Annotated in this window: 26 protein-coding genes, 1 other RNA gene and 1 pseudogene; 14 read left to right on the top strand and 14 right to left on the bottom strand. The window is 68.6% G+C overall.

Annotation, left to right across the window (positions count from 1 at the left end; translation table 11 throughout):
- Nucleotides 1–73 precede the first annotated feature (73 nt).
- The 9 genes and pseudogenes from ABDW31_RS03350 (at nt 74) to dapD (ending at nt 9,722) form a co-directional block, all read left to right on the top strand.
- Entirely contained in the window at nt 74–3,340 is a 3,267-nt protein-coding gene (locus ABDW31_RS03350) for an autotransporter outer membrane beta-barrel domain-containing protein (RefSeq protein ID WP_184716033.1), read from the top strand.
- Nucleotides 3,341–3,493: 153 nt separating this feature from the next.
- Nucleotides 3,494–4,531: a sulfate ABC transporter substrate-binding protein gene (locus ABDW31_RS03355; protein ID WP_184723586.1), complete on the top strand. Its 1,038-nt coding sequence runs from the start codon at nt 3,494–3,496 to the stop codon at nt 4,529–4,531.
- Nucleotides 4,532–4,563: 32 nt separating this feature from the next.
- Nucleotides 4,564–5,598, top strand: coding sequence for a sulfate ABC transporter substrate-binding protein (locus ABDW31_RS03360; protein ID WP_184716031.1), 1,035 nt, complete (start codon nt 4,564–4,566; stop codon nt 5,596–5,598).
- A 192-nt stretch (nt 5,599–5,790) separates the two neighbouring features.
- Nucleotides 5,791–6,465 (top strand): annotated as a pseudogene (locus ABDW31_RS03365) (sensor histidine kinase); the annotation flags it as partial.
- Nucleotides 6,466–6,485: 20 nt separating this feature from the next.
- Entirely contained in the window at nt 6,486–6,953 is a 468-nt protein-coding gene (locus tag ABDW31_RS03370; protein ID WP_184716029.1) for a response regulator, read from the top strand.
- Nucleotides 6,953–7,225 (top strand): SemiSWEET transporter, encoded by a 273-nt coding sequence (locus ABDW31_RS03375; protein WP_184716026.1) that lies wholly within the window; start codon nt 6,953–6,955, stop codon nt 7,223–7,225. Before ABDW31_RS03370 ends, ABDW31_RS03375 begins: the two co-directional genes overlap by 1 nt.
- Nucleotides 7,226–7,300: 75 nt before the next feature.
- Nucleotides 7,301–8,215: an acetylglutamate kinase gene (gene argB / locus ABDW31_RS03380; protein WP_184716024.1), complete on the top strand. Its 915-nt coding sequence runs from the start codon at nt 7,301–7,303 to the stop codon at nt 8,213–8,215.
- Complete coding sequence (locus ABDW31_RS03385; RefSeq protein WP_184716022.1) at nt 8,215–8,880, top strand: pyrimidine 5'-nucleotidase; 666 nt, start codon at nt 8,215–8,217, stop codon at nt 8,878–8,880. The genes argB and ABDW31_RS03385 overlap by 1 nt, the downstream gene beginning before the upstream one ends.
- Entirely contained in the window at nt 8,877–9,722 is an 846-nt protein-coding gene (gene dapD / locus ABDW31_RS03390; RefSeq protein WP_184716021.1) for a 2,3,4,5-tetrahydropyridine-2,6-dicarboxylate N-succinyltransferase, read from the top strand. The genes ABDW31_RS03385 and dapD overlap by 4 nt, the downstream gene beginning before the upstream one ends.
- Nucleotides 9,723–9,771: 49 nt before the next feature.
- Here dapD and ABDW31_RS03395 read toward each other — a convergent pair whose 3' ends face one another.
- Nucleotides 9,772–10,128 (bottom strand): cell surface protein, encoded by a 357-nt coding sequence (locus ABDW31_RS03395; protein WP_184716019.1) that lies wholly within the window; start codon nt 10,126–10,128, stop codon nt 9,772–9,774.
- A gap of 97 nt (nt 10,129–10,225) precedes the next feature.
- On the opposite strand from ABDW31_RS03395, the gene fmt reads away from it, so the two are divergent.
- Both fmt and truA read left to right on the top strand, forming a co-directional pair.
- Entirely contained in the window at nt 10,226–11,152 is a 927-nt protein-coding gene (gene fmt, locus ABDW31_RS03400; RefSeq protein ID WP_184716017.1) for a methionyl-tRNA formyltransferase, read from the top strand.
- Nucleotides 11,152–11,895 carry a tRNA pseudouridine(38-40) synthase TruA gene (gene truA / locus ABDW31_RS03405; protein WP_184716015.1) on the top strand — a complete coding sequence of 248 codons (744 nt, stop codon included), beginning with the start codon at nt 11,152–11,154 and terminating at the stop codon, nt 11,893–11,895. The genes fmt and truA overlap by 1 nt, the downstream gene beginning before the upstream one ends.
- Nucleotides 11,896–11,906: 11 nt before the next feature.
- Here truA and ABDW31_RS03410 read toward each other — a convergent pair whose 3' ends face one another.
- Nucleotides 11,907–12,827 carry a glutaminase gene (locus ABDW31_RS03410; RefSeq protein ID WP_184716013.1) on the bottom strand — a complete coding sequence of 307 codons (921 nt, stop codon included), beginning with the start codon at nt 12,825–12,827 and terminating at the stop codon, nt 11,907–11,909.
- Nucleotides 12,828–12,843: 16 nt separating this feature from the next.
- Nucleotides 12,844–13,986, bottom strand: coding sequence for a succinyl-diaminopimelate desuccinylase (dapE, locus tag ABDW31_RS03415; protein ID WP_184716011.1), 1,143 nt, complete (start codon nt 13,984–13,986; stop codon nt 12,844–12,846).
- Between the two features lie 52 nt (nt 13,987–14,038).
- On the opposite strand from dapE, the gene ABDW31_RS03420 reads away from it, so the two are divergent.
- Both ABDW31_RS03420 and ABDW31_RS03425 read left to right on the top strand, forming a co-directional pair.
- Complete coding sequence (locus ABDW31_RS03420) at nt 14,039–14,518, top strand: cupin domain-containing protein (RefSeq protein WP_184716009.1); 480 nt, start codon at nt 14,039–14,041, stop codon at nt 14,516–14,518.
- A gap of 26 nt (nt 14,519–14,544) precedes the next feature.
- Nucleotides 14,545–15,144 (top strand): hypothetical protein, encoded by a 600-nt coding sequence (locus ABDW31_RS03425; RefSeq protein ID WP_184716007.1) that lies wholly within the window; start codon nt 14,545–14,547, stop codon nt 15,142–15,144.
- Here ABDW31_RS03425 and ABDW31_RS03430 read toward each other — a convergent pair.
- The 8 genes from ABDW31_RS03430 to ffs form a co-directional block, all read right to left on the bottom strand.
- Nucleotides 15,141–16,307 carry a sialidase family protein gene (locus ABDW31_RS03430; RefSeq protein WP_184716005.1) on the bottom strand — a complete coding sequence of 389 codons (1,167 nt, stop codon included), beginning with the start codon at nt 16,305–16,307 and terminating at the stop codon, nt 15,141–15,143. The genes ABDW31_RS03425 and ABDW31_RS03430 overlap by 4 nt on opposite strands.
- A 100-nt stretch (nt 16,308–16,407) precedes the next feature.
- Entirely contained in the window at nt 16,408–16,929 is a 522-nt protein-coding gene (def, locus tag ABDW31_RS03435) for a peptide deformylase (protein ID WP_184716003.1), read from the bottom strand.
- 8 nt (nt 16,930–16,937) lie between these two features.
- A complete protein-coding gene (locus ABDW31_RS03440; protein WP_184716001.1) occupies nt 16,938–18,236 on the bottom strand; it encodes a DNA recombination protein RmuC in 1,299 nt (432 codons plus the stop codon).
- A gap of 72 nt (nt 18,237–18,308) precedes the next feature.
- Nucleotides 18,309–18,461 carry a hypothetical protein gene (locus tag ABDW31_RS03445; RefSeq protein ID WP_184715999.1) on the bottom strand — a complete coding sequence of 51 codons (153 nt, stop codon included), beginning with the start codon at nt 18,459–18,461 and terminating at the stop codon, nt 18,309–18,311.
- Between the two features lie 110 nt (nt 18,462–18,571).
- Nucleotides 18,572–19,174, bottom strand: a complete 603-nt coding sequence (gene recR / locus ABDW31_RS03450) for a recombination mediator RecR (protein WP_184715997.1) — start codon at nt 19,172–19,174, stop codon at nt 18,572–18,574.
- Between the two features lie 4 nt (nt 19,175–19,178).
- Nucleotides 19,179–19,508, bottom strand: coding sequence for a YbaB/EbfC family nucleoid-associated protein (locus ABDW31_RS03455; protein ID WP_184715995.1), 330 nt, complete (start codon nt 19,506–19,508; stop codon nt 19,179–19,181).
- 34 nt (nt 19,509–19,542) lie between these two features.
- Nucleotides 19,543–21,387 (bottom strand): DNA polymerase III subunit gamma/tau, encoded by a 1,845-nt coding sequence (locus ABDW31_RS03460; protein ID WP_184715993.1) that lies wholly within the window; start codon nt 21,385–21,387, stop codon nt 19,543–19,545.
- A 91-nt stretch (nt 21,388–21,478) separates the two neighbouring features.
- An RNA gene (gene ffs / locus ABDW31_RS03465) (signal recognition particle sRNA small type) lies at nt 21,479–21,576 on the bottom strand.
- A 94-nt stretch (nt 21,577–21,670) separates the two neighbouring features.
- Here ffs and nudC point away from each other — a divergent pair.
- Complete coding sequence (nudC, locus tag ABDW31_RS03470) at nt 21,671–22,612, top strand: NAD(+) diphosphatase (protein WP_184715991.1); 942 nt, start codon at nt 21,671–21,673, stop codon at nt 22,610–22,612.
- 18 nt (nt 22,613–22,630) lie between these two features.
- Here the strand turns inward: nudC and ABDW31_RS03475 are convergent, their stop codons facing one another.
- The 3 genes from ABDW31_RS03475 to obgE are packed head-to-tail and all read right to left on the bottom strand — an operon-like array spanning nt 22,631 to nt 26,373.
- Nucleotides 22,631–24,163 carry a UbiD family decarboxylase gene (locus tag ABDW31_RS03475; RefSeq protein ID WP_184715989.1) on the bottom strand — a complete coding sequence of 511 codons (1,533 nt, stop codon included), beginning with the start codon at nt 24,161–24,163 and terminating at the stop codon, nt 22,631–22,633.
- Between the two features lie 12 nt (nt 24,164–24,175).
- A complete protein-coding gene (gene proB, locus ABDW31_RS03480; RefSeq protein ID WP_184715987.1) occupies nt 24,176–25,309 on the bottom strand; it encodes a glutamate 5-kinase in 1,134 nt (377 codons plus the stop codon).
- Entirely contained in the window at nt 25,306–26,373 is a 1,068-nt protein-coding gene (gene obgE / locus ABDW31_RS03485) for a GTPase ObgE (protein WP_184715985.1), read from the bottom strand. Before obgE ends, proB begins: the two co-directional genes overlap by 4 nt.
- Nucleotides 26,374–26,450 lie beyond the last annotated feature (77 nt).

Genomic DNA, 26,450 nt, shown 5'->3' on the forward strand with positions numbered 1-26,450 from the left:
TACGTGTCGCGGGCGGGACTCACCGCATTTTCGCCGCATCGTGACCCGAATTAGGTGCGCGGATTTTATCGAGGTGTCGTTCGTAATGCAGCGCAAGGTCCTGGTCGCGACGGTCGCGGCCGCTCCTCTTCTGGCCATGGGGCTGGCCGCCTCGGCGGAGACTTCGGTCACCACCGCGCGCACGACGCCGATCGCGACCAGCACGGCCACGGGCTCGGCGCCGGACGACATCCGCATCACGGCGGACGGCTCGATCAAGACGACGACCGCCGGCGCGATCGTCACGCTGGACAGCAACAACAAGGTCACCAACCTGGGCAACCTGTCGACGACGGGCGTCAATGACAGCGTCGGCGTCCTGGTGATCGGCGGCAAGACCGGCTCGGTGACCAACTCGGCCACGATCTCACTGGTCGAGGACTACACTGCGACCGACAGCGACTCGGACGGCGACCTGGATGGCGCCTTCGCCCAGGGCAACAATCGCTTCGGCATCCGCCTGACCAACGCCGGAACCTTCACCGGCGACATCAGCAACGCCTCGGGCGGCGTCATCAGCATCGAGGGCAACAATTCGGCCGGCATGCTGCTGGAGGGGCCGGTCGTCGGCTCGATCAGCAATCATGGCTCGATCACCGTTCTGGGCGACAACGCCCATGGCGTGCGCGTCACCGGCCCGGTGACCGGCGCGGTGACGCTGGGCGGCGCCGTCAACGTTCAGGGCCTGAACGCGGTCGCCCAGGCGATCGACGCCAATGTCAGCGGCCCGCTGGTGCTGCAAGGCACGGCCAGCGCGACCGGCTATCGCTACACCAGCCGTCCGTCGACGCTGGACGCGCTGAACAAGCTGGACGCCGACGACCTGCTGCAGGGCGGCCCGGCCGTCCGCGTGGCCGGCGATGTCGGCGGCGGCGTGCTGCTGCAGGGCGCCAACTACTCGACCAAGGTCAATACCGACGGCACGACCACGGTCACGACGATCACCTCCAGCACGACCGGCTCGTCGAGCATCAGCAGCTTCGGCGGCGCGCCCGCCCTGCTGATCGGCTCGGACAGCAAGAACATCACCCTGGGCGCGGTCGGCGCCGGCGACAACGCCTATGGCGTGGTGGCCAAGGGCACGATCGCCGCGGCGGGCGTCTACGACAAGATCAAGGCCACCGGCCTGCAGATCGGCGCAGGAACCGGCGGGACCACTACGACGGTGGTCGGCGGCCTGCGCAACGACGGCCAGATCGGCGCGACCGCCTATGAGGCCGACGCGACCGGTGTGCAGCTGAACGCCGGGGCCAATGTCCCGACGATCCTGAACCGCGGGGCCATCACCTCGACCTCTTCGTCGTTCGCCAGCTCGGGCGTGACGGCCAATGCGTACGGCGTGACGCTGGGCGCGGGCTCGACGACCACGGCGCTGAACAACACCGGCGCGATCAGCGCCACGCGCACCGGCGAAACGGGCGACGCGGTCGCCGTCCTCGACCAGGCCGGCACGCTGAAGACCATCACCAACACCGGCACGATCCGCGCGGCCGTGTCGGCGCCGGCCTACAAGAACGACGGCACCCTGCCCACGACCACGCCCACGGCGGCCGGCAAGGCCATCGCCCTGGACCTGCGGGCCAACAATTCGGGCGTCACCTACACCCAGTCGGGTCCGGCCTCGTTCACCTCGACCACGACCTATCCCAGCACCGACACGGTCACCAGCGCCGACGCGTCGGCCGCCACGGTGGCGCCGACCACGATCGGCGACGTCATGTTCGGCGGCGGCAACGATACGCTGAACGTGTGGAGCGGCACCCTGGTGGGCGCCATGTCGTTCGGCGCCGGCCAGGACCGCCTGTCGATCGACGGCGGCGGCACGGCCCTGGGCACGCTGAACAGCGGCGACGGCCGCCTGGACATCGCCATCGCCAACGGCAGCCTGGGCATCCTGAACAGCGAGACGATCAACGTCAGCAGCCTGAACCTGGGCGCCAGCAGCAAGATCCTGTTCTCGGCTGATCCCACGGCCGGCACGAACACCAAGCTGGTGGTCTCGGGCGCGACCAACATCGCCAGCGGCGCCGAGCTGGGCATCCGCCTGGCCAATCTGGTCACCCAGCCGACCAGCTTCACGGTGATCCAGGGCTCGAACATCAACGTCGGCACGTTCGGCAACAGCCTGCTGGCCCAGTCGCCCTACATGTACGTGGCCACCAGCCGCGCCGACCAGAACAACGTCTATATCGACGTGCGTCGCCGCACCGCCGCCGAGATCGGCTTCAACCAGGCCGAAGCCTCGGCCTATGACGCGGTCTATGGCGCGCTGGGCAAGAACACGACGCTGGCGTCGACCTTCCTGAACCAGAACACCCGCGACGGCTTCCGCGACCTGTACGACCAGATGCTGCCCGACCAGGGCCAGGGCCTGTTCGCCGCCCTGCAGTCGGTCAACCAACAGATCTCGGCCGCCACCATGTTCCGCCCTGATCCGGGCGACCGCTATGGCCCGGACAGCATCTGGGTGCTGGAAGTCAACTCGCTGACCCGTCGCGAGACCGACCAGACCCTAGGTTCGGACACCGAGGCGTTCGGCTTCGTGGCCGGTTACGAGGCCATAGGCGACGCCGGCGGCGCCCTGGGCGTGACCCTGGCCTATATGAGCCTGGACGAGCACGACAACGTCGCCAAGGTCGGTGAGCAAACCACCGCCTCGTTCGTCCAGACGGGCGCCTACTGGCGGCGTTCGGTCGGCGGCTGGCGCTTCAACCTGGGCGGCGGCGTCGGCTACGGCTTCTTCAAGGGCGACCGCGCCTTCATCGCGCCGGACAGCGACGGCAGCGGCGTGGCCGATCTGGTGCTGCGCAACAACGCCGACTGGAACGGCCTGACCGCCAACGCCTATGCCGGCGCGGCCTACGAGCAGAAGTTCGGGCGCTTCTTCGCCCGTCCGGAAGGTCGTCTGGACTATGTTACGCTGCGCGAAGGCAAGCGCACCGAAACCGGCGGCGGCGACGGCTTCGACCTGACGGTCGCCAAGCGCAACTCCAGCAACCTGAGCGGCGAACTGGGCGTGGTTCTGGGCGCCGACTTCGGCGAAGCCGTGTGGTGGCGTCCGGAAGTTCGCGTCGGCTACCGCAAGACCCTGGCGGGTTCGGTCGGCGACACCGTGGCCAACTTCCGCGGCGGCAATCCCTTCACCCTGGCCGCGCTGAACGACAAGGACGGCGCAGTGACCGCCGGCTTCGCCCTGCGGGCCGGTACGCCGATGTCGTACCTGGCGCTGGAAGGCGGCGTCGAAGCCACCAAGAAGCAGAAGCGCTACAACCTGCGCTTCGCCGGCCGGGCGATGTTCTAAGCCCGATCAGCTTCCATGATCGCGATGCGGCGGCTGTCCCCAGGGCAGCCGCCGTTTTGCTGTCCGGGCCTCTGCAGAAAAACTGACGGCCGGTCGTCTCAAATCTCGATTTCGCCGCTGGGAATAATTGTCTTCCCTAGCGCCGCCATGGGGATGTCGATGACCAGCCAGAAGACCAGGACCTTGTCGCGCCGCGGCCTCGTCGCGTCCGGCATGGCGGCGGTTGCCGCGGGCGCCAACGCCGCGCCACGCCCGCTGGCCCTGCTGAACGTCAGCTACGACCCGACGCGCGAGCTCTACAAGGACATCAACGCCGCCTACGCGAGGTACTGGAAGGGCCGCGTCAGCCAGGACCTGACGATCAATCAAAGCCACGGCGGCTCGGGCAAGCAGGCCCGCTCGGTAATCGACGGCCTGCAGGCCGATGTCGTGACCCTGGCCCTGGCCGACGACATCGACCAGATCGCCAAGCGCGGCCTGATCGCCAAGGACTGGCAAAAGCGCCTGCCGCACAACAGTGCGCCCTATACCTCGACGATCGTGTTCCTGGTCCGCAAGGGCAATCCCAAGCGGATCCAGGACTGGGGCGACCTGATCAAGCCGGGCGTGGCCATCGTCACGCCCAATCCCAAGACCGGCGGCGCGCCGCGCTGGGCCTATCTGGCGGCCTGGGCCTATGCCCTGAAGCGTCCTGGCGGCTCGGAAGTCGCGGCCCGCGAGTTCGTCCGGCGGCTCTACGCCCAGGTTCCGGTGCTGGACAGCGGCGCGCGCGGCTCGATGACCACCTTTGCGCAAAGAGGCGTCGGCGACGTGCTGCTGACCTGGGAAAACGAAGCCCACCTGGCCCGCGAGGAGTTCGGCGCCGACACGTTCCAGATCGTCTATCCGTCGATCTCCATCCTGGCCGAGCCGTCGGTGGCGGTCGTCGACAAGGTGGTCGCGCGGCGCGGAACGCGCACCGTCGCCGAGGGTTACCTGAACTTCCTGTACAGCCCCCTGGCGCAAGATCTGATCGGCAGGCGCCACTACCGTCCCCGCGATCCGGCAGCGGCCCGGAAGTATGCGGCCAAGTTTCCCCAGATCACCCTGGTGACGATCGACGACCCGTTCGGCGGCTGGGCCAAGGCCCAGGCCAAGCACTTCGCGGACGGCGGCGTCTTCGACCAGATCTACAAACCGGCTAGAACCTAGACATCCTCTGGCGGCCGAAAGCAGAGCTTCCCATGACGCAAGATGCAAAACAGCCCTCTCGCCGCGGCCTGCTGGCCGGCGCCGGCGCGCTCGCCACGGCCGGCCTGGCGGGCGCCGCCAATGCGCAGCCCAAAACGGTGACCCTGCTGAACGTCAGCTACGACCCGACGCGCGAGCTCTACAAGGACGTCAACGCCGCCTATGCCAAGTACTGGAAGGAGCGGGTCGGCCAGACCCTGGTGATCAACCAGAGCCACGGCGGGTCGGGCAAGCAGGCCCGCTCGGTGATCGACGGCCTGCAGGCCGATGTCGTCACCCTGGCGCTGGCCTATGACATCGACGAGATCGCTCTGCGCTCGCGCCTGCTGCCGGCCAACTGGCAGTCGCGCCTGCCGCAGAACTCGACGCCCTACACCTCGACGATCGTGTTCCTGGTCCGCAAGGGCAACCCGAAGAAGATCAAGGACTGGCCGGACCTGGTGCGCCCCGGCGTGCAGGTGATCACCCCCAATCCCAAGACCTCGGGCGGGGCGCGCTGGAACTACCTGGCCGCCTGGGCCTGGGCGCTGAAGCAGCCGGGCGGTAATCCGGCCAAGGCCGAGGCCTATGTGAAGAGCGTCTTCGAGCACGTCCCCGTGCTGGACACCGGCGCACGGGGGGCCACTACCAGCTTCACCCAGCGCGGCCTGGGCGACGTGCTGCTGGCCTGGGAGAACGAGGCGTTCCTGGCCCAGGAGGAGCTGCCCGGGAAATTCGACATCGTCTATCCGTCGCTGTCGATCCTGGCCGAGCCGCCGGTGGCCCTGGTCGACCGCAATGTCGACCGCCACAAGACCCGCACCGTGGCCGAGGGCTATCTGAACTTCCTCTACAGCCCCCTGGCCCAGGGCCTGATCGCCAAGCACCATTTTCGCCCGCGCAACGCCCAGGTGGCGGCCAAGTTCGCCGCCAAGTTCAAGGCGCTGCCGCTGGTGACGATCGACGACACGTTCGGCGGCTGGAAGAAGGCCCAGGCCGACCATTTCGCCGATGGGGCCGTGTTCGACCGCATCTATCGTCCGCGATAACGCACCCTCCCGACGGGTTCGTGCGTTCCGGGAAGTCCGCACGCCCCTGACGGCGCGCCGGCGGGAGCCCGACCGGGTTCTCGCCGTGCGTCCGTCGTGAAACTCTGCTGTGTTGGGAACCCGACATGATCGGGTACGTTGAGCGCATACGGGGTGGTGGGAGCTGGCATGGACGACTATTCGGAATCGAAGCGCTCCCGCGACCGGCAGGACGAACTGGAACAGCTGGTCGAGGACCGCACCCGCGAGCTGACCCAGGCCCTCGAGCAAAAAACCGCCCTGCTCCACGAGGTGGACCATCGGGTGAAGAACAACCTGCAGCTCATCTCCAGCCTGTTGCTGCTGCAGAACCGCCGGGTGGCTGACCCGAACCTGAAGGCCTCGCTGAAGGGCATGCTGGGCCGGGTCAACGCCATCGCCACGGTCCACCGCCGCCTGTTCCAGAGCGAGGACGTCCAGCGCTTCGACGTCTCGGCCTTTATCCGCGACATGGTCGCCGACCTGGTCGGCTCGTCGGCACGCGACGACATCGAGATCCAGCTGGACCTGGAGCGGGTCGACATCCCCGCCGCCAAGGCTGCGCCGTTCGCGCTGGTGGTGAACGAGTTGCTGACCAACGCCTTGCGCCACGGGTTTCCGGAGGGCCGCGGCGGCCGGATCTTCATCGGGGTCAATCGCCTGAACGGAGATTTCCGTATCGAGATCACGGATAACGGCGTTGGATTGGACAAGGAAACCAAGGCGTCGGGCTTTGGCCTCACCATCGTCCAGCTGCTGTGCCAGCAACTGAAGGCGAAGGTGGAGACCACCGACGCGGAACCCGGAACCCGTGTCGTCGTTCTCTTGCCCGTGGATATGACGCACTAGGGAACAAAGAGGCTTTGGTAATGAGCGCGCGTACGCTCGAAGTTCTGATCGTCGAAGATGAAATGCTGCTAGCGATCGAACTCGAACATCTGGTCGAGGAGGTGGGCTGCCACTCGCTCGGCTGCGCGATGAGCTCGGACGAAGCCGTCGATCTGGCTGAAAAGCTGCACCCCGATCTGGCCCTGGTCGACGTCCACCTCAGCGACGGCCCGACCGGCGTCGAGGTGGCCCGCAAGATCTCGCAGGATTGCGGCGGCGTGGCGCTGTTCATGACCGCCAACGTCAAGCGCCTGCCCGAGGACTTCGCCGGCGCCTGCGGCGTGATCGGCAAGCCCTATTCCGAGCATGGCGTGAAGACCGCCCTCAGCTATCTGGCCTACTGCCTGCAGGAAGGCCATGCTCCTGGCCCGGTGCCGGTGGGCCTGAGCCTGGCGCCGGCCTATGCCGAGCTCTGGGGCCTGAACGACATCCTCCCGCAAAGCGCCTGATGGCTGTCCATCCGGCCGCCGCGTTTGTCGGAACCGCCGCGGCCCTGATGTCGATTACCAGCTTCGCGCCGCAGATCGTCAAGATCTGGAAGGAGAAGGACGCCTCGTCGGTCTCGCTGCGCACCTATGTCGTCACCGTCACCGGCTTTTCCTGCTGGATCGCCTACGGCCTGATGATCAAGGCCTGGCCGGTGATCGCCTCCAACACCGCTTGCCTGCTGATGTCCGGCGCGGTGCTGGCGATGAAGTGGCGGTTCGATCACCCACGCTAGGGTCCCTTTCGGGTGACACGGAAGACGGGGTCCGCTATCGAGGCGCCGTCATTCTCCCCTTCGAGGACTACCCCCTTGAACGCAGCCGCCGAGGAAGCCGGCTGGGCCACCGCCAAGACCCTGGCTGAGGCCCTGCCCTATATCCAGATCTACGACCGTGAGACGGTCGTGATCAAATACGGCGGCCACGCCATGGGCCAGGAAGAGGTGGCCAAGGTCTTCGCCGCCGACGCCGTGCTGCTGAAGCTGCTGGGCGTCCATCCCGTCGTGGTGCACGGCGGCGGCCCGCAGATTAGCCGCATGCTGGACAAGGCCGGCGTCAAGTCGACCTTCATCGACGGCCTGCGCGTCACCGACGAAGCGACCATGGAAGTCGCCGAGATGGTCCTGTCCGGCGCGATCAACAAGGAGATCGCCAACTGGATCACCTTGGCCGGCGCTGAAGCCGACGTGCGCGGCGTGGGCCTGTCGGGCAAGGACGCCCGCCTGATCACCGCCGAGAAGGTGACCCGGACCCGCAAGGATCCCGACAGCATGATCGAGGAGGTCGTCGACCTGGGCTTCGTGGGCGAGCCGACCAAGGTCGATCCGCACCTGATCCAGGCCCTGTTGACCTCGGAAACCGACTACATCCCGGTGATCGCGCCGATCGGCGTCTCGACCGAGGGCGAGACCTTCAACATCAACGCCGACACCGTCGCCGGCGCGCTGGCGGGCGCGCTGAAGGCCAAGCGGATGCTGATGCTGACCGACATCAAGGGCGTGCTCGACGGCAACGGCGAGCTGATCCGCGAAATGACCGTCGACCAGGCCCGCGAGCTGATCACCACGGGCGTCGCCACCGGCGGCATGATCCCCAAGCTGGAAAACGCCATCCACGCCATCGAGGCCGGCGTCGAGGCTGTGGTCATCCTGGACGGCCGTCGCCCGCACGCCATGCTGGTCGAGCTGTTCAGCGAGCACGGCGCGGGCACGCTGATCTCGCGCTGATGGCGGCCGATCTCTCGCATGTCGACACCTGGCTGTTCGACCTCGACAACACGGTCTACCCGATCGAGACCCAGTTCATGGGCCGCATCGAGGTCAAGATGACCGACTTCGTCGCGCGCATGACCGGGCTTCCCCGCGAGGAAGCCCGGGCCCTGCAGCACCAGTACTTTACCGAGCACGGCACCACCCTGTCGGGACTGATGATCAATCACGGCCTGGAGCCCAAGGTGTTCCTGGACGAGGTGCACGACGTCTCGCTGGACTGTCTGACGCCGGACCCGGCCCTGCGCGCAGCGATCGCCGCCCTGCCCGGCCGCCGCCTGATCTTCACCAACGGCTCGGTCGCCCATGCCGAGCGGGTGCTGACTCATCTGGAGCTGCGCGACCTGTTCTCCGAGATCTTCGCGATCGAGACGGCCGACTACATCCCCAAGCCGTCCTTGAGCACCTTCGACAAGATCACCAAGCTGCACGCCATCGATCCGCCGAAGAGCGCCTTCTTCGAGGACAGCGAGAAAAACCTCGTGCCCGCCGCGCGGCTGGGCATGACCACCATCCTGGTCGGGCCGCACGCCAAGGACTCGACCTCCGAACACGTCCATTTCCGCACCAACGACCTCGCCGAGTTCCTGAGCTCGGCCCGCCTGCAAGGAAGCCCAGCATGACCACCGTGAGCCTCTCCGACCTCCAGACCGAGATCGAAGCCGCCTGGGAAGCCCGCGCCGACGTCTCGGCCGCCACCACCGGCCCGGTCCGCACCGCCGTCGACGAAGCCCTGCTGCTGCTCGACAGCGGCAAGGCCCGCGTCTCGGAAAAGGTCGACGGCGAGTGGGTCACCCACCAGTGGCTGAAGAAGGCCGTGCTGCTGTCGTTCCGCCTGAACCCCAACACCGTCATGCGCGCCGGCACGCTTGGCGGCGGCGTCGGTCCGTGGTGGGACAAGGTGGCCAACAAGTTCGACGGCTGGGACGCCCCGCAGTTCGAGGCCGGCGGCTTCCGCGCGGTGCCGGGCGCGATCGTCCGTCGCGGCGCTCACATCGGCAAGAACGTCATCCTGATGCCGTCGTTCGTGAACATCGGCGGCTTCGTCGACGAGGGCACGATGGTCGACACCTGGGTCACGGTCGGCTCGTGCGCCCAGATCGGCAAGAACGTCCACCTGTCGGGCGGCGTCGGCATCGGCGGCGTGCTGGAGCCCCTGCAGGCCAACCCGACCATCATCGAGGACAACTGCTTCATCGGCGCCCGCTCGGAAGTCGTCGAGGGCGTGGTCGTCGGCGAGGGCTCGGTCCTGTCGATGGGCGTGTTCATCAGCGCCTCGACGCAGATCATCGACCGCGCGACCGGCCAGGTCCACATCGGCAAGGTGCCGCCCTACAGCGTCGTGGTCCCGGGCGCCCGCCCTGACGCCAAGAGTGGCCTGGGCCTCGCCTGCGCCGTGATCGTCAAGACGGTGGACGCCCAGACGCGCTCGAAGACGAGCATCAACGACCTGCTGCGGGACTAAGCTCAGACAAAGAAAATCCTCCCCCTAGCGGGGGAGGATTTGAAGCAGCCTACCGCGTCGCCTCGTGGACCTGACGCTTCGTATCCTGTGCGCCTTCCTTGACGTCCTGGCGCAGTTCGCGCGTGGCTTCCTTGGTTTCCTGGCCAGCCTTGGCGCCCAGCTCCTGGGCCTTGTCGGTAGCCTCGCCGGCGGCTTCCTTCAGCTCGGCGGCGGTTTCGCGCGAGGCTTCCTTGATCGCCGTGCCGGCTTCCTTGACGTCCGGGTCGTTGGCGATGTTGTGCGCCGCGTCCTTGACGTCGGCGGCGGCCGCCTTGGCCCCGTCCTTGATCTCGGTGGCATGCTCCTGCGAACAGGCGCCGAGGGTGAGCGCAACCGCGCAGCCGGCGACAAACAGAATGGTACGCATGGTCGTGCTCCCTGATGAGTCGGGTGGATAACGAAAGCCCATGGCTCAGGTTCCGACTCGCTTTGCGTCTGGGCGCGCGGGGGTCTAAACCCCCGCCATGCGCATCGCCTTCCTCGGCACTCCCGATTTCGCCGTCACCTGCCTCGCCGAACTCGTCGCCTCGGGCCACGAGATCGTCGCCGTCTATTCCCAGCCGCCGGCCCCGCGCGGGCGCGGCCAGGACCTGAAGCCCTCGCCGGTGCACGCCTTTGCAGAAGGCCTGCGCCTGCCGGTCCGCACCCCGGTCTCGATGAAGACCCCGGAAGAGATCGAAGCCTTCCAGGCGCTGGACCTAGACGCCGCCGTCGTGGTCGCCTTCGGCCAGATCCTGGTCAAGGACGTCCTCGACGCCCCGCAGTACGGCTGCTTCAACCTGCACGCCTCGCTGCTGCCCCGCTGGCGCGGCGCGGCGCCGATCCAGCGGGCGATCATGGCTGGCGACGCCGTCACCGGCGTCCAAGTCATGCGGATGAGCGAGGGCCTGGACGAGGGCGCGATCCTGATGTCCGAGCAGGTGGTCATCACCGACGACGACACCGTCGCCACCCTGCACGACAAGCTGGCCGCCACAGGCGCCCGCATCCTGCCCGTCGCCCTGGCCGCCATTGAACGCGGCGGCGCGGTCGAGACGCCCCAGGCCGAAGAGGGCGTCACCTACGCCAAGAAGATCAAGTCGGCCGAGGCTCGTATCGACTGGACCCGTCCGGCCGCCGAGGTCGATCGCCATATCCGCGGCCTGTCACCCTTCCCCGGCGCCTGGTTCGAGGCCCCGTCGGAGAAAGGCCCCGTGCGCGTGAAGGCCCTGCTGTCGCACGTGGAGACGGCTTCCGGCGCCCCCGGCACGGCTCTGGACGACGCCCTGCTGATCGCCTGCGGCGACAGCGCCGTGCGCCTGCTGAAGGCCCAGCGCGAGGGCAAGGGCGTCCAGGACGCCGAGACCTTCACGCGCGGCTTCCCGATCGCGCCTGGGACCATCCTGGCCTGATGCCCCGCTACCGCCTCCTCGTCGAGTATGACGGCCGGCCCTATAACGGCTTCCAGGCCCAGGCCGTGCTACCGTCGGTGCAGGGCGCGATCGAGACGGCGGTGAAGGCCTTCAGCGGCCAGGACGTGCGCATCGCCGCCGCCGGCCGCACCGACACCGGCGTCCACGCCACCGGCCAGGTCGTGCATGTCGACCTCGAACGCGACTGGCCCGCCCAGACGGTGCTCAACGCCCTCAACGCCCACCTGATGCGCGAGGCAGTGTCGATCCTGTCGGCCGACGTGGCCGAGGGCGACTGGCATGCCCGCTTCTCGGCCAATGAGCGGCGCTACCTCTACCGGATCCTCAACCGCCGCGCCCCGCCGGCCCTGGACAAGGGCAAGGTCTGGCACGTGAAAAAGGACCTTGATGCGGACGCCATGCACGCGGCCGCCCAGCATCTGATCGGACTGCACGATTTCACGACCTTCCGCGACATGCACTGCCAGGCCAAGAGCCCGGTGAAGACCCTGGACGTCGCTCGCGTGCGGCGGGTGGGCGAGGAGATCCACCTGGACTTCGAGGCCCGCTCCTTCCTGCACCGCCAAGTCCGCTCGATGACCGGCACCCTGGCCGAGGTCGGCGCAGGCCGCTGGGCGCCGGACGACGTGAAGGCGGCGCTGGAGGCCAAGGATCGGCGCGAGTGCGGGCCGGTCGCGCCGGCCGACGGGCTTTATCTAGTGGGCGTGGGGTACGGGGACTAAGGCGTAACGCCCTACAACACCGAGCAGTTGGTGATCTGGCTGAACGCTTCCAGCGCCGCCGTGCCGACTACGCTGGTGCCGAACCGGTCCAGCTCGGGCGACCACACCGCCACCGTCGCCTTGCCAGGGATCACTGCCACCACGCCGCCGCCGACGCCGCTCTTGGACGGCAGGCCGACGCGGTAGGCGAAGTTGCCGACGCTGTCATAGATCCCGCAGGTCAGCAGCAGGGCGTTCAGCCGCCGGGTCAGGCGCTCGTGGAAAATGGTCTCCTGGGCCACCGGCGAGAAACCGCCGGCCGCCAGGGGCAGGAAGGCCCGCGCCAGTTGCCGGCAGCTCATGGTCAGGGCGCATTGGCGGCAATAGGCGGCGACCACGGCCTCGGGCTCGTGGGTGATGGTGCCCTGGCCGCGCATCAGGCTGGCGATGGCCCGGTTCTGCCAGGCGTTGGCCAGCTCCGAGGCCGCCACCGTCGCGTCGATCTCGACCCGCTCGTCGGCCAGGAAGCCGGCGAAGTCGCGCACCAAGCCCGCCGGGTCGGGGCTGACGTCCAGCAGCACGTCGGTGATCGCCAGGGCCCCGGCGTTGATGAAGGGATTGCGCGGCACGCCCTTCTCGGCTTCCAGCAGCGACAGGTGGTTGAACGGCGTGCCCGAGGGCTCCTTGCCCACCCGCGTCCAGACCTCATCGCCGATGCGGTTCAGCGCCAGGCCCAGCGCGAAGACCTTGGTGATGCTCTGGACCGAGAAGCCTTCGTCGGCGTCGCCGATCACGTGCTCCTCGCCCGCCACCGTGCGCACGGCCATGCCGAACTTGCTGCCCGGCACGCTGGCCAACGACGGGATGTAGTCGGCGGTGCGGCCCTTGCCGAAGTGGGGCTTCACCAGCACCGCGACCTCGGCCAGCACCTCGGCGATCGAGAGTTCCTTCATCGCCGGGCGGTCCCTTTTAGGCGAAGGCCGCGAAGTAGCGGTTGATCAGCGCCTCGTAGGCGTTGGCCAGCTGACGCACCTCCTCGACCGGAACGCGCTCGTCGACCTGGTGCATGGTCGAGCCAACCAGGCCGAACTCGACGACGGGGCACAGGGCGCGGATGAAGCGGGCATCGCTGGTGCCACCGGTGGTCGACAGCTCCGGCACGCGACCGGTGGCGTCGCCGACCGCGGCCACGATCACGTCGGTGAAATCGCCCGGCAGGGTCAGGAAGGCCTCGCCGCTGATCTTGCTCAGCACCTCGACCTTGCCGTCGAAGCCTTCCGCCGCTGCGCGAGACACGTCTTCGAACCAGGCGGCCAGCTCGGCGCCCTTGTGGCCCGGATTGAAGCGGATGTTGACCCGGGCCTTGGCCGCGGCGGGAATGACGTTGGTCGCGGTGTTGCCGACGTCGATCGTCGTCACCTCCAGGTTCGACGGCTGGAAACCGGTATAGCCGTCATCCAACACCCGAGCCTGGAGGCGCGAGAGGATGTCGACCAGCACCGGGATCGGATTGGCCGCCCGGTGCGGATAAGCCACGTGGCCCTGGCGGCCCTCGACCGTGATCCAGGCGTTGATGCTGCCGCGCCGACCGATCTTGACCATGTCGCCCAGGAGGTTGGCCGAGGTCGGCTCGCCGACGATGCAGTGGTCGATGATCTCGCCCTCGGCCGCCAGGGCCTCGACGACCTTGACGGTGCCGTCCTCGGCCACGCCCTCCTCGTCACCGGTGATCAGGAAGCTGATCGAACCGGGATGCTCGGGAATCTTGGCGACGGCGGCGACGAAGGCGGCGATGGCCGACTTCATGTCGACCGCGCCGCGGCCGTAGAGGACGCCGTCCTTGATCTCGGCCTCGAACGGACCCGCCGTCCAGGCCGCGTCGTCGCCGACCGGCACCACGTCGGTATGGCCCGCGAAACAGAGGTTTGGCCGCGCCGTGCCGCGCCGGGCGTAGAGGTTCTCGATCTCGCCGAACTTCATCCGGCGGCAGGCGAAGCCGAGGCTTTCCAGCTGCCGCTGCAGCGTGTCCATCGCGCCTTCGTCGGCCGGCGTCACCGACGGACGGCGGATAAGCGCTTGAGCAAGTTCAACGGCGTCGATGGTGCTGGTCATGGCGATGCCTTTAGGCTTCCCTCCGGCCTGACGCAAACCTGCACGGCCGACCATGCCCAAGATCGATATCTCTAACGCCCCCACCCGCGTGGGCACGGCCTATCCCGCGCCGTTCAACCAGCCCTGCCTGGGCCGCCATCGCACCAAGCTGGGCGACGCGGTCGGGCTCAACCAGTTCGGGGTCAATCTGCTGCGCCTGCCGCCCGGACAGTGGTCCAGCCAGCGTCACTGGCACACGGCGGAGGACGAGTTCACCTGGGTAGTCGAGGGCGAGGTCGTGCTGGTCGATGACGACGGCGAGACGATCCTGCGGGCCGGCGAGTGCGCGGGCTTCAAGGCCGGCGTCGCCAACGGCCACCACTTCCAGAACCGCTCGGACCGCGACGTCCTGCTTCTGGAGATCGGCGCGCGCCGCCCTGCCGAGGACGGCTGCGACTATCCCGACATCGACCTCGTGTTGCGCGATGGCGAAAGCCTCTACCGTCACCGCGACGGGACGCCGTATGACACGCCGGAAGGCCGCAAGCGCTGACACCATCGATCCAGAAAGGTCGCGCCGTGAATAGTCTCGTTCCGCTGATGATCGTCGCGGCCGCATCACTGGCCGCCGGCCCGGCGTCGCCCCCCTTGCCCGCCGCCATCGAGAACGCCGAGGCCGTGCCGGTGCGGACGGTCTACCGGGTCAAGCAGCAGGGCGGCGGCCTGGGGATCTTCATCGACGAAGCCGCCGTATTCTATGAGATCGGCAAGGCGCCCAACACGGTCTGGGTGCTGGAACGGCGGCGGCGGGACCAGAAGATGGGCCTGGTCAGCGTCCGCCACGAATGGGTCGACGGCCGCACCTGCCCCGCCTTGGCAGAGACGATCGGCAAGATCGCCCGCTTGCCGCCGGTCAGCATGGCTGGGCTCGATACCACGCCGAAGACGGCCTACAGCGACTCCTCCGACGTGACCTTGATGGGTCCCGCGGCGGGCGGCGCGTCCAGCGACTTCGCCCTCCGCCGTGACACCATGGGTCCGACCGCGCGCTGGTGGTGGGACGCGCAGAAGGCGCTCGAACCTTGCTGGGCGCCTCGCCAGCCATACCTCAACGGCGCCTACAGCCTGCGGTCACGACTATCGTCCGCCCAGGACGAAGTCGAGGTCATGCGCCCCTAGTCGCTCAGCGCCTTCACCGGAACCCGCGTCACCTGGACGTCCTCCTTGTTGGCCGCGTAGCCGACATAGAGGTAGCCGTTCCAGACCACGCTCTTGGGATAGTGATAGCCGGGGCGCTTGTACTGGCCCTCGAAGCGCAGCGGCTGCAGGTCGGCCTTGCCGCGCAGACGCCAGCTGCGGTCGAAGACGCGGCCGTCCGCGCTGGTGGTCACGGCCAGCGGGATGCGCGGGCGGTCGGTGTTGGGAGCGTTGACCAGATAGGCGCCGCCGCCGGGCAGGTTGCCGGCGCTCTGCTTGGCGCGGGCGTCGGGCATGCCGGTCAGGGCCGGGGTCGTCCAGCTCACACCGCGATCGCAGCTTTGCGAAGCCAGCTGGCGGAAGCTCAGCTCCTCGTCGCGGAACACCATGACGATGCAGCCGTCGGCGCGGCGGAACAGGCTGGGCTCGATCTCGCGGCTGAGCTTCTTTTCGTGGGCGGCGGCGGCGCTGGAGGTATCGCGCGGCAGATTCTCCATCTGCCCTTGCGTCCAGCCGCCGACGGCCAGGGGATCATCGGTGAAGAACGGCTTGGCGATCATGCCGGGGCGCAGGTGGAAGGCGGTCAGCACCCGGCCGTCGATGACGTGCGGGTCCTGTTCGATCACGCCCTCGACGGGTTTGCCGTCCGCGCCCATGACACGTTTCGGCGCGCTCCAGGTTACGCCGTCCTGGCTGGTGCGGTACTCGGCATAGCCGCCGGCTCCCGACTGGAAGCCCTCGGGCCAGACATTGGCGTAGGCGACCAGGACCTTCCCGTCGGTGTGCCAGCCGCCGCTGGAGCGCATCAGGCCGTTTTCGCCGGCCGGGGCCAGCTTGCGCGGCGCGCTCCAGGTCTTGCCGTCGTCGCTAACGCTGTAGGCCACCCAGGTGTCGGCCGAATCCTCGTCGCGGGCCGAGCTCTGCCACTGGGCGTACAGCTTGCCCTTGAAGCCGACCAGCACCACGCCGTTGCTGAAGCGGTCGGTGGCCTCCGTGGGCGCGAAGACGGTGAAGGTCTCGGTTCCCGGCGCGGCGGTAAGGCCCAGGTCCGGCTGGCTTGGCTGGAACAGGTTCGGCGCGACCGTGTAGGGGGCGTCAGGCGCGCCGACCATCAGGGCCAGGGCCGCTAGCATGCTCTTGATCATCGCCGTCCTTCCGCTGCGGGAGGCGATAGGCGCGCATCAGGTCGCGTCGCGCAAGCCGCGAGGCCGGCGCGCGCGTGACAAAGCATGATCCCGAAGGGGTTTAGGCCGCGCGACGGGCCTTCTTCACCTTGGCCATGGCGCGGTCCCGGCGCAGGCGCGAGAGGTGGTCGATGAACAACACGCCTTCCAGATGGTCCATCTCGTGCTGGATGCAGACAGCGAACAGGCCTTCGGCTTCCTCGACGACGGTCTCGCCCTGATAGTTCATGTAGCGCAGGGTGACCTTCGACGGGCGCTCGACCTCATCGAAATATTCCGGCACCGACAGGCAGCCTTCCTCGTAGCCGAGGGTGTCTTCCGAGCTCGACAGGATCTCGGGATTGACGAAGTAGCGCGGGGCCGGCTCCTCACCCTCACGGGCTAGGTCCATGGTGATCACGCGCACGGGCTCGCCGATCTGCACGGCGGCCAGGCCGATACCCGGGGCGTCGTACATCGTCTCCAGCATGTCATCCATCAGCGCGCGCAGCTCGTCGGTGACGGCCTCCACGGGCGTGGAGATCTTCTTCAGCGTCGCCAGATCGGCGGCGTTATCGACGGTGAGGATGCGACGGATAGCCATGATCCCACTCAGGTAGTGGGGTCATTTCCGAGCGTCAAGGTGGGAGATTGTCCCGCCGCTAGCCCGGCGTTCAACTTGGTGAGAGGTCGAACCCCCTGGTCGATGGCCGCCGGTTCGTCGATCTTCTTGCCCTCGTGGTCGACCGACAGCTCCTCGAAGCGGCGCGCCTGGGTCAGGACCTGGCTCTCCAGCGAGCCGACAAACTGGTTGTACTTGCCCACCGCGCTCTCCAGCGCCTTGCCCATGGCCCCGGCGTGGGCGCCCATGACCGAGACGCGCTTGTAGAGCTCGCGACCGACCTCGACGATGCGGGCCGCGTTCTTGGCCTGGTCCTCGGCTCTCCAGCCATAGGCGACCGCCTTGCACAGCGCGAACAGGGTCGTTGGCGTCACCAGCACGACCTTACGCTCCATGGCCTCGGCCATCAGGTCGGGCAGGCGGTCCAGCGCGGCGGCCAGGAAGCCGTCGCCGGGCACGAACATCGCCACGAAATCGGGCGAGCCGACGCTGGAGAACTGGTCCCAATAGGCCTTGGACGACAGGCCCTGCATGTGAGCGCGTACGCTGGCGGCATGGCGGGCCATGGCGGCTTCGCGCAAGGCGTCGTCGGTGGCCTCTTGCGCCTCAAGGAAGGCGTTCAGCGAGCATTTGGCGTCGATCACAAACACCCCGCCGCCCGGCAGAGTGACCTTGACGTCGGGACGGCGGCGGCCCTCCTCGGTGTCGACGCTGAACTGCTCCTGGAAGTCGAAGCGGCTGTTAAGGCCCGCGGCCTCGAGCACGTTACGCAGGGTCTGCTCGCCCCAGCGCCCCTGCACGCCAGCCCCGCGGCGTAGGGCGGCCGACAGCTTGCGGGCCTCGGCCTGGGTGGCGGTCGAGGCCTCCATCAGGGCGGCGATCTGGGCCTTGAGGCCGCCGGTCTCTTCCGCGCGAGCCTTCTCGACGGCGGTGACCTGGGCCTCGAACTTGGCCAGGGTTTCGGCCACCGGCTTCAGCTGGGCCTCCAGGCGCGCCTGGGCCAGGTTGTCCCGGCTCTTGGCGTTCTCGTCGGCGCGCTTGATCAGCTGCTCGGCGATGGCGTTGGCGCTCTGGGCGGCCTGGGCCTTGATCAGCTCGATCTGGGTGGCGCTCTGGTCCTCCAGCAGGCGATGACGCTCCTCGGCCTGGGCGACCTTCTCGTTCAGTAACCAGGCCTGGGCCTCGGCGCGGGCGGCGCGGCGCTGGGCGGCGGCGGCCCAAAGGGCGCAGGCGATGGCGGCCAGGGCGAAGACGATGGCCAGGATCAGGAACGGGTCGGAGAAGTTCATGCTCCGTTCTTAGCCGGAGTCGTCTGGGCGCGAAAGGCGGCCGAGCGCACTGGCCCGGCCGCTACGTCCGGATCAGTCGTCGCCGTCCGCGAGGTCGGCAATCATGCCGTTGATCGGCTCGCCGGCGAAGCCGGTGACGTTATGACCCTTGTCGACCACGCCGACCTTGGCGACATGCGGGGCTTCGACCTCGGCGTCCGGGGCCTTGTCTTCGGGAGTGCTCATGGGACCTGTCCCTCAACGCGCAGGCGACGATCGCCAAGCGCGACTGTGAGACGCTGCCACGGCCCGGCGCGGCTGTCAGCGGGGAGACCGCAGTTCGCTGAAAGATTTCCTCAGGCCGGGCGCCGGGCGCGCAAGGCCTGGGCGATGGTGCCGTCATCCAGCCAGTCGAGGTCGCCGCCGACCGGGACGCCGCGCGCCAGCATGGTCACCGGCACATTGGTGCGGGCCAGGCGGTCGGCGATGTAGTGGGCGGTCGTCTGGCCGTCGACGGTCGCGGGCAAGGCCAGGATCACCTCGGAGACCTCGCCATCGGCCACCCGGGCGACCAGTTCACCGATACGAAGGTTCTCCGGCCCCACGCCGTCCAGCGCCGACAGCAGTCCGCCCAGCACGTGGTAGCAGCCCTTGAACGAGCCGCCGCGCTCCATGGCCCAGACCGAGCCGACCTCCTCGACCACGCACAGCAGGCGCACGTCGCGGGTTCCGTCGGCGCAGACGGCGCAGGGGTCGGTGACGTCCAGCGAGCCGCAGGTCGAGCAGGTCCGGACCTTGGCCTGCGCCTCGGCCATCGCCGACGCCAGGGGCGCCAGCAATGTGTCTCGCTTCTTCAGCAGAGCCAGAGCCGCCCGCCGGCCCGAACGCGGTCCCAGCCCCGGCAGCTTGGACAGCAGGGCGATCAGGCGCTCGATCTCGGGTCCGGCGGAAGCTCCCAAAGGGTTAGAACTTCATCCCGGGCATGCCGCCCATCAGGCCCGCCATCGGACCGGCGGCGTCCTGCATCATCTGGGCCTGCTTGGCGTCCAGCTTCTTCTTGGCGTCGGCGTGGGCGGCGACGATCAGGTCGGCGATGACCTCGCCTTCGCCCGGCTCGATCAGGCTCTCGTCCAGCACCACCTTGGCCAGCTCGCCGGTGCCCATCAGGGTGACGGTGACCATGCCGCCGCCCGAGGTGCCCTCGACGGAGCTTTCCGCCAGGCGCGCCTGAGCGTCCTGCAGCTTCTGTTGCATGGCCTGCGCCTGCTTCATCAGGCCGCCGAGGTCTTTCATCTTGAGTACTCCAACGTCAAAACAGCAGGGCTGATCAGCCCTCTTCCTCGTCCGGCTCCAGAGGCGGAGTCTCAGGCGTGAGGAGCTTGCGGATCTCGATGATCTCGGCGCCGGGGAAGGCCGACAGCACGGAGGACACGAAGGGATCCTTCTTGATCTCCTCCAGCGCCTCGCGCTCCTCGCGTTTCTGGCGCTCCATCAGGCTTTCGGCCCCGCCGCCGCCCTCGGCCGCGACCAGCCAGGGCTGGCCGGTGGCCTCCTTCAGGAAACGGACCAGACGGCCGGCCAGGTTGCCGGGGGCGCCGGGCGCGGCCTCGAAGGTGATGGCCCCGGGGCGGAAGCTGATCGGGCGGATATATTGCTCGGCGTCCAGGCGCAGACCGATGTCGCGCTTGGCGGCGATCAGGGCCATGACGTCGTCGAACGAAGCGACCACCGGCATGGCCTGGGCGCCCGGGGCGGCCATCATCACCGGGGCCTGGGCCGAGACGGCGCCGCCGCCTCCACCGCCGCCCACGGCGACGCCGCCGCCAGGACCGCCGCCGCCGATCGGGGCGCCGTCGCGCAGGGCCTTCAGCGCCTCTTCCGGACCCGGCAGGTCGGCGGCGTAGCACAGGCGGATCAGGGCCATCTCGGCCGCGGCCATGGCGTCGGGCGCGCGGCGCACCTCCTCATGGGCCTTCAGCAGCATCTGCCACAGGCGCGACAGGGTGCCGGCCGAGGTGTGGGCGCCGATGGCGGCCAAGCGGGCGGCCTGTTCCTTGGGCAACGACAGGGCGTCTGGGCCCAGCGCCTTGGACACCGCCGAGGCGTGGCAGTGGTCCAGCACGTCCAGCATGACCACGCCGGGGTCGGCGCCAAAGCCCCACAGGGCCCGGAAGCCTTCCAGCGCGTCCTTGGTCTTGCCGGCCATGACGTTTTCGAAGAGGGCGATGGTCTGGCCGCGATCGGCCAGGCCCAGCATGTCGCGGACCACGGCGGCGGTGACGGTCGCGCCGCGATCGGTCTGGACGATGGCCTGGTCCAGCAGCGACAGGCCGTCGCGCACCGAGCCCTCGGCCGCGCGGGCGATCAAGGCCAGGGCGTCGGTCTCGATCCGCGCGCCTTCCTTGGCCGAGATCCGGTCGAAGTGCTTGACCAGCACGTCCGGCTCGACCCGGCGCAGGTCGAAGCGCTGGGTACGCGACAGGATCGTCACCGGAACCTTGCGGATCTCGGTGGTGGCGAAGATGAACTTGGCGTGCGGCGGGGGCTCTTCCAGCGTCTTCAGCAGGGCGTTGAACGCCGCCGTCGACAGCATGTGCACTTCGTCGATGATGTAGACTTTGTAGCGCGCCTCGACCGGGGCGTAGCGCACCCCGTCTAGGAGTTCGCGCATCTCGTCGACCTTGGTGCGCGAGGCGGCGTCGAGTTCCAGCACGTCCATGTGCCGGCCCTCGATGATGGCGCGGCAGTGGTAGCCTTCGGTGGTCAGGTCGACCGACGGGCCCTTGACGGTGTCAGTCTCATAGTTGAGCGCGCGGGCCAACAGGCGCGCGGTCGTGGTCTTGCCGACCCCGCGGACGCCGGTCAGCATGAAGGCGTGGGCGATGCGGCCGGTCGAGAACGCGTTGGCCAGGGTGCGGACCATGGCCTCCTGGCCGATCAGGTCCTCGAAGGTGCGCGGGCGGTACTTCCGCGCCAGCACGGTATAGGCGTCGCCAGAACCATTGGGGGTCTCGGGCGGCGGATCCTGGACGACCGGGCGCGACTCTTCAGCGACGGGCGCAGGCGCAGGCGCGGGCGCCTCGCCGAAGATGTCGGCGGTGTTCTCGTCGCGCTCGGCGGGAGCCTCGTCCCACGGCGGCGCGGAATCAGAAAGGTCGTCGTGGTCGGCCATGCGGCGGAGTGTAGTGGGGCGAAGGGCGCGGCAAAAGACCCGGTCCGAGTGGACCGTGCATCTGCTGACAGATTTCGCTGATTTTAGGGGAAGGTGGAGACCGGACAGCGACCCAGAGGTGATCTCGTTGTGGCTGCTGCCTCTCGGCCCTGACCAGGTTGGCGAGGCTTCCGTCCGCGCCGATCTCCGAGGCCTATATCGCGACTCCGGACGAAGGATGCAAGATGCATGACGTTGATGCGACGTCGTGACGAGCGATCAGAGCCGCGCTAGAGGTTCCATCATGCCCTTGTCGATCATCACCAACACCTTCGCCGGCAACCCGCTGAACCGCGCCAGCGAGCGGCGAGGCGACGAATCCTGGCTGGCCGAGAAGCTGGCCGACGCCGAATCCCTGGCCGTGGCGCTGTGGAACGGCAAGCCGCTGGTCGAGGACATGCCCGGCGAGGACGGCCAGCCGAATGGCGTCCAGATCGCCTATCTGCGCGCCGACATGGCCCAGGACCTGGCCGGCGGCGCCGAGCGCCTGCTGTTCCTCGGCCTCTGGAAGGACATCGCGGTCTTCGCCGTCGACATCGACACCACCGGCGATCCGGCCGAGGGCCCGCTGCAGGGCCTGGGCCGCTTCGAGGAGCTGCGCGGCGCGGCCGCAACCATGCCGCCGGCCGACGCCGGCATCCTGGCCACCGCCAAGTCAATGTTCGAATGGCGCCGTCGTCACCGCTGGTGCAGCGCCTGCGGCCAGCAGACCAATGTCGCCGACGGCGGCTGGAAGCGCGTCTGCCCCTCGTGCGAGGCCGAGCACTTCCCGCGCACCGATCCGGTGGTGATCATGCTGGGGGTCCACGAGGGCAAGTGCCTGCTGGGCCGCCAGGCGGCCTGGCCTGAGGGCATGTACTCGGCGCTGGCCGGCTTCCTGGAGCCGGGCGAGACCATCGAGGAAGCCTGCGCCCGCGAGTTGAAGGAAGAGGCCGGCCTGACCGCCACCGCCGTCCGCTACCACTCCAGCCAGCCGTGGCCATGGCCCTCGTCGCTGATGATGGGCCTGATCGCCGACGTCGACAGCGCCGACGCCGCGCCCGACCAGACCGAGCTGGAAGCTGTGCGCTGGTTCAGCAAGGAAGAGGCTGTCCAGCTGCTGAAAGGCGAACTGGAAGGCCTGTTCGCCCCCCCGCCCCTGGCCATCGCCCATCAGCTGATCAAGGCCTGGGCTGAGGAGGCCTGACGGCCTCCTCTCCTCGGGTTATTTCTTCCAGATCGGCGTCCCGTCGCCGGGCAGGCCCAGGCGCGACCACTTTTCGCTGACCGCGTCGATCACGCCCTGGTCCATGCGGATCTCCTCGCCCCATTCGCGCTTGGTCTCGGGCGGCCACTTGTCGGTGGCGTCCAGACCGATCTTGGAGCCGAGGCCGCTCTCAGGGGACGCGAAGTCCAGATAGTCGATGGGCGTGTGCTCGATCACCGTGATGTCCCGCGCCGGGTCCATCTTGGTGCTGATCGCCCACATCACGTCATTCCAGTCGCGGGCGTTGATGTCGTGGTCCACGACGATCACCCACTTGGTGTACATGAACTGGCGCAGATAGCTCCAGACGCCCAGCATCACGCGCTTGGCGTGGCCGGGATAGGCCTTCTTCATCGACACGACGGCGATGCGGTAGCTGCAGCCCTCGGGCGGCAGCCAGAAGTCGACGATCTCGGGGAACTGCTGGCGGATCAGCGGGATGAACACCTCGTTCAGCGCCTCGCCCAGCACCGAGGGCTCGTCCGGCGGACGGCCGGTGAAGGTGGTCAGATAGATCGGGTCCTTGCGCATGGTGATCGCCGTCACCTGGAAGACCGGGAACTTCTCGACGCTGTTGTAATAGCCGGTGTGGTCGCCGTAGGGGCCCTCGTCCTCGAACTCATCGAGCAGGACGTGGCCCTCGATGACGATCTCGGCATGGGCCGGGACCATCAGCGGCACAGTCTTGGCCGGGACCAGATCGACCTTGGCCCCGCGCAACAGGCCGGCGAACTGATATTCCGACAGGGTGTCGGGCACCGGCGTCACGGCCGCCAGGATGGTGCCGGGATCCGCGCCCAGCACGGCGCAGGCCGGCAGCGGCTCCTTGTTGCCGGCCTTCTTGTGGCGGGCGTAGTGCTGGGCCCCGCCGCGATGGGCCAGCCAGCGCATGATGCACTTGTCCTTGGACAGCACCTGCATCCGGTAGATGCCGAGGTTGAAGTCGTCCTCGCGGTCCTTGCCGGGGCCCTTGGTGACGACCAGAGGCCAGGTGATCAGCGGCGCGGGCTCGCCCGGCCAGCAGGTCTGGACCGGCAGCTTGGAGAGGTCGATCTGGTCGCCGGTCAGGACGACCTCCTGCACGGGGGCCTTCTTCACCGTCCCGGGACGCATGCTCATGACCGTCTTGGCCAGGGGCAGCATGTCGATGGCGTCTTTCAGGCCCTTGGGCGGCTGGGGCTGACGCAGGAAGGCCAGCAACTCGCCGACCTCGCGCAGCTCGCCCGCTGTCTCGCGCGGTTCGCCGCCCAGGGTGACGCCCATGGCCACGCGCTTGACCGTGCCGAACAGGTTGGCCAGGGCCGGCATTTCCGAGCGCGTGCCGTCGGGCAGCAGGACATGTTCGAACAGCACGGCCGGACCGCCAGTGGCCAGGAGGCGCGTCTGGATCTCGGTCATTTCCAGCACGCTGGAGACCGGTTCGGTGACCCGGACGAGCTCGCCCTTAGCCTCCAGAACGTCGATGAACTCGCGGAGGGAACGGTAGGCCATGGTACTCGTGCCTTAGTTCGCGACGGCCAGGTCGTCGGCGTGGATCATCGGGCCTTCGGTGAAGCCCAGCTCGGCCTCGATGGCGTCGGAGCGCAGGCCGGCGATGCGCTGGGCGTCGGCGCTGTCGTAGCGGACGATGCCGCGGGCGACTTCCTGCCCGGTCTCGTCGCGCACGCGGACGGCGTCGCCCTTCTCGAACGGCCCCTCAATGGCGCGGACGCCCGCCGACAGCAGGCTTTTGCCGGACGCGAGGGCCTTGGCGGCGCCGGCGTCGACCGTCACCCAGCCCTGCGGGGCCAGCGAGCCGGCGATCCAGGCCTTGTAGGCGGCGGCGGGCGAGGCGGCGGCCTCGATCAGGGTGGCCTTGGCGCCTTCAGAAAGGGCGGCCAGCGGACGCGGGCGCGAGCCCAGGGTGATCAGGGTGGCGCAGCCGGCGGCGCGGGCGATGCGGGCGGCGGCGATCTTGGTGGCCATGCCGCCGGTGCCGACGCCGGCCGCGGCATTGGCGCCCTCGGCCATGCCGGCGATCTCGGGGGTGATCTCGGTCACCAGCGGGATGTGGGCGGCGGCGGGGTTCTTGCGCGGGTCAGCGGTGTAGAGGCCGTCGATGTCCGACAGCAGCACCAGGAGATCGGCGCCGGCCATCTGCGCCACGCGCGCGGCCAGGCGGTCATTGTCGCCGTAGCGGATCTCTTCGGTGACGACCGTGTCGTTCTCGTTGACCACCGGCACCACGCCCAGGCCCATCAGGGTCTCGGTGGTGGCGCGGGCGTTCAGCCAGCGGCGGCGCATCTCGGTGTCGTCGCGGGTCAGCAGGATCTGGGCGACGCCGACGCCATGCGGCTCGAACGCCTCTTCCCAGGCGCGCATCAGCAGGCTCTGGCCCGCGGCGGCGGCGGCCTGCTTCTCGGGCAAGGTGGTCTTGCGGCCGACCAGGCCCAGGCGGCGGCGGCCCAGGGCGACGGCGCCCGACGAGACCACCAGCACCTGCTTGCCGGCCGCACGCAGGGCCGCAGCGTCGGCGCAGAAGGCCTCAAGCCAGGCGCGGTTGGCTGCCCCGGTCTGCGCGTCGACCAGCAGGGCCGAACCGACCTTGAAGACGATCCGCCGAGCCTTGTCGAAAACCTGCGCCCCCCCGTGGCTCACGGCGTCCAGCCCCCGGGGGTCTCCTCGACATAGTCCTCGTCTTCGTCGTCGATATCGTCCTCGAGGTCGCCCTTGCGGATGCGCACCTGGCGATAGGCGGCGCGCAGCAGCTCGGTGACGCCCTGGCCCGACACGCCCGACACCAGGAACGGCTTGGTCCCGGCGATCGCCTCCAGCTCGGCGACCTTCTCGGCGAGGGTCTCCTCGTCGAGGGCGTCGATCTTGTTCAGGGCCAGGATCTCGGCCTTGTCGGCCAGGTCCTCGCCATAGGCTTCCAGCTCGCCGCGGATGGTCTCATAGGCGCCGGCAATGTCGTCCTGGGTGCCGTCGATCAGGTGGATCAGCGTGGCCGACCGCTCGACGTGGCCCAGGAAGCGGGTGCCCAGACCCGCGCCTTCCGACGCGCCCTCGATCAGGCCGGGAATGTCGGCGATCACGAAGCGCTCGCTGCTCGACAGGTCCACGACGCCCAGGTTCGGGGTCAGGGTGGTGAAGGGATAGTCGGCGATCTTCGGCTTGGCGGCGCTGGCGGCCGCCAGGAAGGTCGACTTGCCGGCGTTGGGCAGGCCGACCAGGCCGACGTCGGCGATCAGCTTCAGCCGCATCCAGATCCAGCGTTCCTCGCCCTCCTGGCCGGGGTTCGCATATTTCGGCGCCTGGTTCACCGGACCCTTGAAGTGCAGGTTGCCCCAGCCGCCGTTGCCGCCCTTGGCCAGCAGCAGGCGCGCGCCCACGTGGTCTAGGTCGGCGATCAGGGTTTCCTTGTCTTCCTCAAGGATCTCGGTGCCCACCGGCACCTTCAGCAGCACGTCCTCGCCGGCGGCGCCGTGGCGCGCGCGACCCATGCCGTGCACGCCCGTGCCGGCCTTGAAGTGCTGCTGGTAGCGGTAGTCGATCAGGGTGTTGAGGCCTTCGACGGCCTCGATCCACACGTCGCCGCCGCGACCGCCGTCGCCGCCGTCCGGGCCGCCGTACTCGATGTACTTCTCGCGGCGGAACGACACCGACCCGCCGCCACCGTTACCGGAGCGGATATAGATCTTGCATTGGTCCAGGAATTTCATGGGCTCCTTTTGTCCCAAGGCGTCCCGCGCGTCGAGCCAAAACGCCCCGGAGGCCCCTCCGGCGCGCCTGTACTGTG

Origin of the sequence: Caulobacter sp. (genome assembly GCF_039596335.1) — a bacterium.
Classification (GTDB): Bacteria; Pseudomonadota; Alphaproteobacteria; order Caulobacterales; family Caulobacteraceae; genus Caulobacter.